The organism is Streptosporangium amethystogenes (genome assembly GCF_000721075.1).
GTDB classification, from domain to species: Bacteria; Actinomycetota; Actinomycetes; order Streptosporangiales; family Streptosporangiaceae; genus Streptosporangium; species Streptosporangium amethystogenes.
The window spans coordinates 1-6,669 of the sequence record NZ_JOEQ01000102.1 but is presented as its reverse complement, the minus strand read 5'-3'; the positions used below and the strand labels follow the sequence as shown (position 1 = coordinate 6,669).

General features: G+C 68.8%; 5 protein-coding genes and 1 pseudogene. All 6 read left to right on the top strand.

Annotation, left to right across the window (positions count from 1 at the left end; genetic code table 11):
- Positions 1 to 559, top strand: a 559-nt coding sequence (locus IG98_RS47995; RefSeq protein ID WP_157594900.1) for a phosphopantetheine-binding protein, incomplete at its 5' end; no start/stop codon positions are given.
- Positions 559 to 3,561 (top strand): non-ribosomal peptide synthetase, encoded by a 3,003-nt coding sequence (locus tag IG98_RS47990; RefSeq protein ID WP_051753748.1) that lies wholly within the window; start codon positions 559 to 561, stop codon positions 3,559 to 3,561. The genes IG98_RS47995 and IG98_RS47990, both read left to right, overlap by 1 nt.
- Entirely contained in the window at positions 3,494 to 3,634 is a 141-nt protein-coding gene (locus IG98_RS55095; protein ID WP_425428163.1) for a hypothetical protein, read from the top strand. The genes IG98_RS47990 and IG98_RS55095 overlap by 68 nt, the downstream gene beginning before the upstream one ends.
- Positions 3,591 to 3,698, top strand: a pseudogene (locus IG98_RS55090) (phosphopantetheine-binding protein); the annotation flags it as partial. The gene IG98_RS55095 and the pseudogene IG98_RS55090, both read left to right, overlap by 44 nt.
- A 67-nt stretch (positions 3,699 to 3,765) precedes the next feature.
- Positions 3,766 to 5,406 (top strand): condensation domain-containing protein, encoded by a 1,641-nt coding sequence (locus tag IG98_RS47985; RefSeq protein ID WP_245651973.1) that lies wholly within the window; start codon positions 3,766 to 3,768, stop codon positions 5,404 to 5,406.
- A 14-nt stretch (positions 5,407 to 5,420) separates the two neighbouring features.
- Positions 5,421 to 6,669 (top strand): condensation domain-containing protein (locus IG98_RS0143675; protein WP_245651972.1); only part of this gene is annotated, 1,249 nt, incomplete at its 3' end.

The window sequence follows — 6,669 nt, the reverse complement described above, 5'->3', positions numbered from 1 at the left end:
CCAGGCGGTGCTGGTGGCGCATCCGGGGGTGGGGCAGGCCGCGGTGATCGCCCGGGAGGACGTTCCCGGGGACGTGCGCCTGGTCGGTTATGTCGTGCCCGCCGATGCGGAGGAAAGCAGCGAGGCGCTGCCGGGTGCGGTGCGGGAGTTCGCCGCGCGGCACCTGCCGGACCATATGGTCCCGGCGGTCGTTGTCGCCTTGGAGACGTTGCCGCTGACCACGAACGGCAAGCTGGACCGCCAGGCGCTGCCGGTCCCCGACTACACGGCGGGCCCTGGCCGGGAACCGGCCACTGAGCAGGAACGGCTGCTGTGCGAGGTGTTCGCGCAGGTGCTGGGCGTGGACAAGGTCGGGGTCGACGATGACTTCTTCGCTCTCGGCGGTCACTCGCTGCTCGCGGTCCGGCTGATCAGCCAGATCCGCGCGGCACTGGGTGTGGAACTGCCGCTGAAGGTGCTGCTGACAGCGCCGACGGTTGCTGAACTCACCCAACAGCTCGGAAACCAACAGTCAGCTAGGCCGGCGTTGCGGCCGATGCGCAACCAGGAGGAGTCCTGATGATTCCGTTGTCATTCGCGCAGCGCCGCCTGTGGTTCATCGACCAGCTTGAGGGTCCGAGCTCTACCTATAACATTCCAGTACAGCTGCGGCTACAGAGCGACATCGACGCGGGTGCGCTCAACGCGGCCTTGCGCGATGTGATTGACCGCCATGAGGTGCTGCGCACGGTTTTCGCGGCCGTCGACGGTGAGCCGTACCAGCGCATCCTCGACCTTACGGAGCTCGACTGGGAGCTCGTGGTCGCCGACGTCACCCCAGCGGAACTCGACGGCGCGGTCGCCGAGGCGAAGGAATACGCCTTCGACCTGTCGTCCGAGGCGCCGATCCGGGCCTGGCTGTTCTCGATGGCCCCGGATGATCACGTCCTGCTGGTCGTTGTGCACCACATCGCCGGTGATGGCTGGTCCATGGGGCCGCTGTCCCGCGATGTCACCACAGCCTACGAGGCGCGGCGGGTTGGCCAGGCCCCGGGGTGGGAGCCGTTGCCGGTCCAGTACGCCGACTACGCGCTGTGGCAGCGCGAGCTGCTCGGCGACGAGGCCGACCCGGACAGCCTGATATCCCGTCAAGTCGTCTATTGGCGTCAGGCGCTGGCAGACGTACCGGAAGAGCTGGCACTCCCCTTCGACCGCCCTCGTCCTGCGGTGGCGGGCTACCGGGGGCACAGTGTCCCGCTGGAGGTCCCCGCGGATGTGCACGCGCGCATGGCGGAGCTCGCGCGCGCCGAGGGCGCGACTGTCTTCATGGTGATGCAGGCCGCTCTGGCGGTGCTGCTGTCGCGGCTGGGCGCGGGCACCGACATCCCGATCGGTGCGGCCGTGGCCGGGCGTACGGATGTGGCGCTGGACGACCTGGTCGGCTTCTTCGTCAACACCCTTGTCCTGCGTACGGACCTGTCCGGCGATCCGACGTTCCGCGAGGTGCTCGGCCGGGTCAAGGACACCGATTGGGAGGCGTTCGCACACCAGGACGTGCCGTTCGAGAAGCTGGTGGAGGAGCTCGCCCCGACCCGGTCCCTGTCCCGTCACCCGCTGTTCCAGGTGATGCTGACCATGGAGGACAACGGGCGGCAGGTGCGGGTCTCGTCCGGCCTACCCGCCGTTGGGGCACCGACGGATGCGGCGGCCAAGGTCGACCTGGAGGTGAGCGCGAGCGAGTTCTTCGATGCCGACGGCGCTCCCGCGGGCCTGCGTGGTGACCTGATCGCTGCGGCGGATCTGTTCGATGTGGGTTCGGCTGAGGTGCTCGTGGCTCGTTGGGGTCGGGTGTTGGAGGCGGTGACGGCTGATCCGTGGTTGCGGGTGAGTGGGGTGGAGGTTCTTGACGCGGGTGAGCGTCGTCGGGTGTTGGTGGAGTGGAATGGTTCGGTGGGGGTGGGTTCGGGGTTGGTGGGGGAGACGGTGGTGGAGTTGTTTGAGGGGCAGGTGGTGCGGTCGCCGGGTGCGGTGGCGGTGGTGTGCGGGGATGTTCAGTTGTCGTATGGGGAGTTGGATGGGCGGGCGAATCGGTTGGCGCGGTTGTTGGTGGGGTGTGGGGTGGGTCCGGGGTCGGTGGTGGCGGTGTGTATGGAGCGTGGGGTGGAGATGGTGGTGGCGTTGTTGGGGGTGTTGAAGGCGGGTGGGGCGTATGTGCCGGTGGATCCGGGGTATCCGGTGGAGCGGTTGGGGTGGGTGTTGGGTGATGTGCGGCCGGTGGTGGTGTTGGCGTCTTCGGCGGGTGCTGCGGGTGCTGCGGGTGCTGCGGGCACGGTGGGTGGGGTGGGTGCTGGGGTCGGTGGTGTTGTGGGTGGGCCGGAGGTGGTGGTGGTGGATGGGCCGGAGGTGGTGGGGGTGTTGGCGGGGTTGGAGTCGGGTGTGTTGGGGTGGGGGGAGCGGTTGGCGCCGTTGGTGGGGGGGTGTGCGGCGTATGTGATGTATACGTCGGGGTCGACGGGGCGGCCGAAGGGTGTGGTGGTGGAGCATCGGTCGGTGGTGAATTTGCTGGGGTGGGCGGTGGCGGAGTTTGGTGGGGATTTCGGGCGGGTGTTGTGGTCGACGTCGTTGAGTTTTGATGTGTCGGTGTTTGAGGTGTTTGGTCCGTTGGTGTCGGGGGGGTGTGTGGAGGTGGTGGAGGATTTGCTGGTGTTGGCTGGTGGGGAGCGTGGTGGTTGGGGTGGGGTGAGTTTGGTCAGTGGGGTGCCGTCGGTGTTTGCCCAGTTGGTGGCAGGCGCATCGGTGGGTGGGTCGGAGCGCGGGTTGGGTGAGGGGTTGGAGCGCGGGTTGGGTGAGGGGTCGGAGGGTGGGTTGGGTGTGGGTGTTGGGCCGGGGGTGGTGGTGTTGGCGGGGGAGGCGTTGACGGTGGATGGGGTGGCGGGGGTGCGGGGGTGGTTGCCGGGGGTGCGGGTGGTGAATGTGTATGGGCCGACGGAGGCGACGGTGTATTCGACGGTGTGGTGTGTGGGGGCGGGGGTTGGTGGGGGGTCGGTGCCGATCGGGCGGCCGATTTCGCAGGTGGGGGTGTTTGTGTTGGATGGTCATCTTCAGCCGGTGCCGGTGGGGGTTGCGGGGGAGTTGTACATCTCCGGTGCCGGTTTGGCGCGGGGGTATTGGGGTCGGGCGGGGTTGACGGCTGAGCGGTTTGTGGCGTGTCCGTTTGGTGGTGTGGGTGAGCGGATGTATCGGACGGGGGATCTGGCGCGCTGGGGTGGCGATGGTCAGGTGGTGTATCTGGGTCGGGTGGATGAGCAGGTCAAGGTGCGTGGTTTTCGGGTGGAGTTGGGTGAGGTGCAGACCGCGGTGGTGGCTCATTCGCGGGTGGCGCAGGCTGTGGTGGTGGCTCGTGAGGACGTGCCGGGCGACAAACGGCTGGTGGCCTACGTTGTTCCCAGCTCCGACACCGACACCGACACTGACACCGGTGCGGGAGTTCGTCGCTCGGTGTCTGCCCGATTACATGGTGCCGTCGGCGGTGGTGGTGCTGGAGGCGTTGCCGTTGACCGCGAACGGCAAGCTGGACCGTAAGGCGCTGCCGGGAGGAGATCTTGTGCGAGGTGTTCGCCGAGGTCTTGGGCCTGGAGCGGGTCGGGGTCGATGATGATTTCTTCTCGCTGGGCGGGCATTCGCTGCTGGCGGTGCGGTTGGTGAGCCGGATCCGGGCGGTGCTGGGTGTCGAGGTGCCGCTGCGGATGCTGTTCGACGCGCCGAGGGTTGATCGGGCGGCACGAGGTGTTGCGCACGGTGTTCCCGGCGGCGAATGGGGAGCCTTTCCAGCGGATCGTGCCGGTGGAGGATCTGGTCTGGGAGTTGCAGGTCGCCGAGGTGGCGTCGGAGGAGCTGGAGGACGCGGTCGCGGAGGCGGCCGGTTACGCGTTCGACCTGTCGCTGGAGCCGCCGATCCGGGCGTGGTTGTTGTCCGACGGGCCGGACGAGCGGGTCCTGGTGGTGGTCGTGCATCACATCGCCGGTGACGGCTGGTCGATGAGGCCGCTGGCGGCAGACCTGTCGCGGGCCTACGAGGCGAGGCATGACGGCCGGGTGCCGGCGTGGGAGCCGCTGCCGGTGCAGTACGCCGACTACGCGCTCTGGCAGCGCGAACTGCTCGGCGGCGAGGCCGACCCGGACAGCGTCATCACCCGCCAGGTCACCTACTGGCGGAACGCGCTGGCGGGTGTGCCGGAGGAGCTGGCGCTGCCGTTCGACCGTCCCCGCCCGGCGGTGGCCTCCTACGGTGGGCACCGCGTTCCGCTGCATGTTTCGGCCGAGGCGCACGTGCGGCTGGTGGAACTGGCGCGCGCCGAGGGTGTCACCACCTTCATGGTGGTCCAGGCCGCGCTGGCGGTGCTGCTGTCGAGGTTGGGTGCGGGTACCGACATCCCGATCGGCACCGATGTGGCGGGGCGGACCGACGAGGCATTGGACGATCTGGTCGGGTTCTTCGTCAACGCTCTGGTGCTGCGTACGGATCTGTCCGGCGACCCGACGTTCCGTGAGGTGCTGGGCCGGGTACGCGAGACGAGCCTGTCGGCGTTCGCCCACCAGGACGTGCCCTTCGAACGTCTGGTGGAAGAACTCTCCCCGGAGCGCTCCCTCGCGCGGCATCCCCTGTTCCAGGTCGTGCTGACGCTGAAGACCGTCGCCGCGGCGGTGCTGGATCTGTCCGGTGCGCAGGCCGAGGAGATGTCCCCCGGGCTCGCGACGGCGAAGTTCGACCTTGAGGTGACGGTCGAGGAGGCGTTCGACGCCCACCGGGCTCCGGCAGGGTTGTGGGGTTCGGTGAGTGGCGCGGCCGACCTGTTCGACGAGGAGTCGGTCGAGCGGTTCTCCGAGCGCTTCGCACGGGTGCTGGAGCAGGTGTGCGAGGATCCGCAGATCCGGCTCGGCTCGGTGGACCTGCTCGACGAGAACGAGCGGCGCAAGGTGCTCTCCGAGTGGAGCGACGTCCGGGCTCTCGCCCATCCAGTCGAAGGTACCCGGGCGTATGTGCTGGACGCTGGCCTGGCCCTGGTGCCTGCGGGAGTCACGGGAGATCTGTATCTCGCCGGCGCCGAGTGGACGCCTGACGAGGAAGGACGGCGAGGCCGGTTCGTCGCCGACCGATTCGCCGGTGACGGATCCCTGTTGTACCGGACCGGCGATCTGGCCAAGTGGACCGGAAACGGCCGACTGCTGCTCGTCGCCCGGCCGGATGATCCCCTCGCGCGGGAAACCCGGAACGTCGCCGGTTCCGGCCGCGCGCCGTCCGGCGTGCGCGAGGAACTCCTGTGCGCCGCATTCGCGCAGATCCTCGGCAGGGAGCGGGTCGGTGTCGACGACGATTTCTTCGCCCTGGGCGGGCATTCTCTTCAGGCGATCAAGCTGATCAGCTGATCGGGCGGCACGAGGTGTTGCGCACGGTGTTCCCGGCGGCGAATGGGGAGCCTTTCCAGCGGATCGTGCCGGTGGAGGATCTGGTCTGGGAGTTGCGGGCCGGTGAGGTCGCCTCTGGCGGGTTGGGGGCGGCGGTCGCGGAGGCGGCCGGGTACGCCTTCGACCTGTCGGCGGAACCGCCGATCCGCGCATGGCTGTTCTCGGTGGGGCCGGACGAGCACGTGCTGGTGGTGGTGTTGCACCATATCGCCAGTGATGGCTGGTCAACGGTTCCGTTGGCGGCGGACCTGTCGGTGGCGTATTCCGCTCGGTGTGAGGGGCGGGTTCCGGGGTGGGAGCCGTTGCCGGTGCAGTACGCCGACTACGCGTTGTGGCAGCGCGAGCTGCTCGGCGACGAGGCCGACCCCGACAGTGTGATCTCGCGGCAGGTGGCGTACTGGCGGGAGGCGCTGGCGGGTGCGCCGGAGGAGCTGGCGCTGCCGTTCGACCATCCCCGCTCGGCGGTGGCCTCCCACGAGGGCCACCGGGTACCGCTGCATGTTCCGGCGGAGCTGCACGTGCGGCTGGCGGAACTGGCACGGGCCGAGGGCGTGACCACGTTCATGGTGGTGCAGTCCGCGCTGGCGGTGCTGCTGTCGCGGCTGGGTGCGGGTACCGACATCCCGATCGGTGCGGCGAACGCGGGCCGCACGGATGAGGCGCTGGACGGCCTGGTTGGCTTCTTCATCAACACCTTGGTCGTGCGATCCGACCTCTCGGGTGACCCCACGATCAGCGATGTGCTGGCACGCGTGCGCGAGACCAGCCTGTCCGCGCTCGCCTACCAGGACGTGCCGTTCGAGCGCCTCGTGGAGGAACTCGCTCCGAGCCGCTCGCTCGCCCGGCACCCCCTGGTTCAGGTGATGCTGACGCTGCAGAACAACGACGATGCGGTGCTCGACCTACCGGGCGTGGAGACCGGCGGTGAGCACTCCGGGGCCGTGGTGGCGAAGTTCGACCTCGACGTCCTGGTCGGGGAGGCCTTCGACGACGATGGCGCTCCGGCCGGCTTGCGCGGATCGATCATCGCGGCGGCGGACCTGTTCGAGCTCGGCACCACCGCGCAGTTCGCCGCCCGCCTCGTACGGGTGCTGGACCTCATGGCGGCGGATCCGCGGACTCGGTTGAGTGCGGTGGAGGTGTTGGAGGAGGGTGAGCGTCACCGGTTGTTGTCCGAGTGGAATGACACGGTGGTGGAGTGGTCGGGTGGGGTGGTTCCCGAGT

Bases quoted from the DNA above. Each gene is read 5' to 3' on its own strand.
- IG98_RS55095 (WP_425428163.1), top strand. From the start codon at position 3,494: ATGGTGCCGTCGGCGGTGGTGGTGCTGGAGGCGTTGCCGTTGACCGCG.
- IG98_RS47990 (WP_051753748.1), top strand. From the start codon at position 559: ATGATTCCGTTGTCATTCGCGCAGCGCCGCCTGTGGTTCATCGACCAG.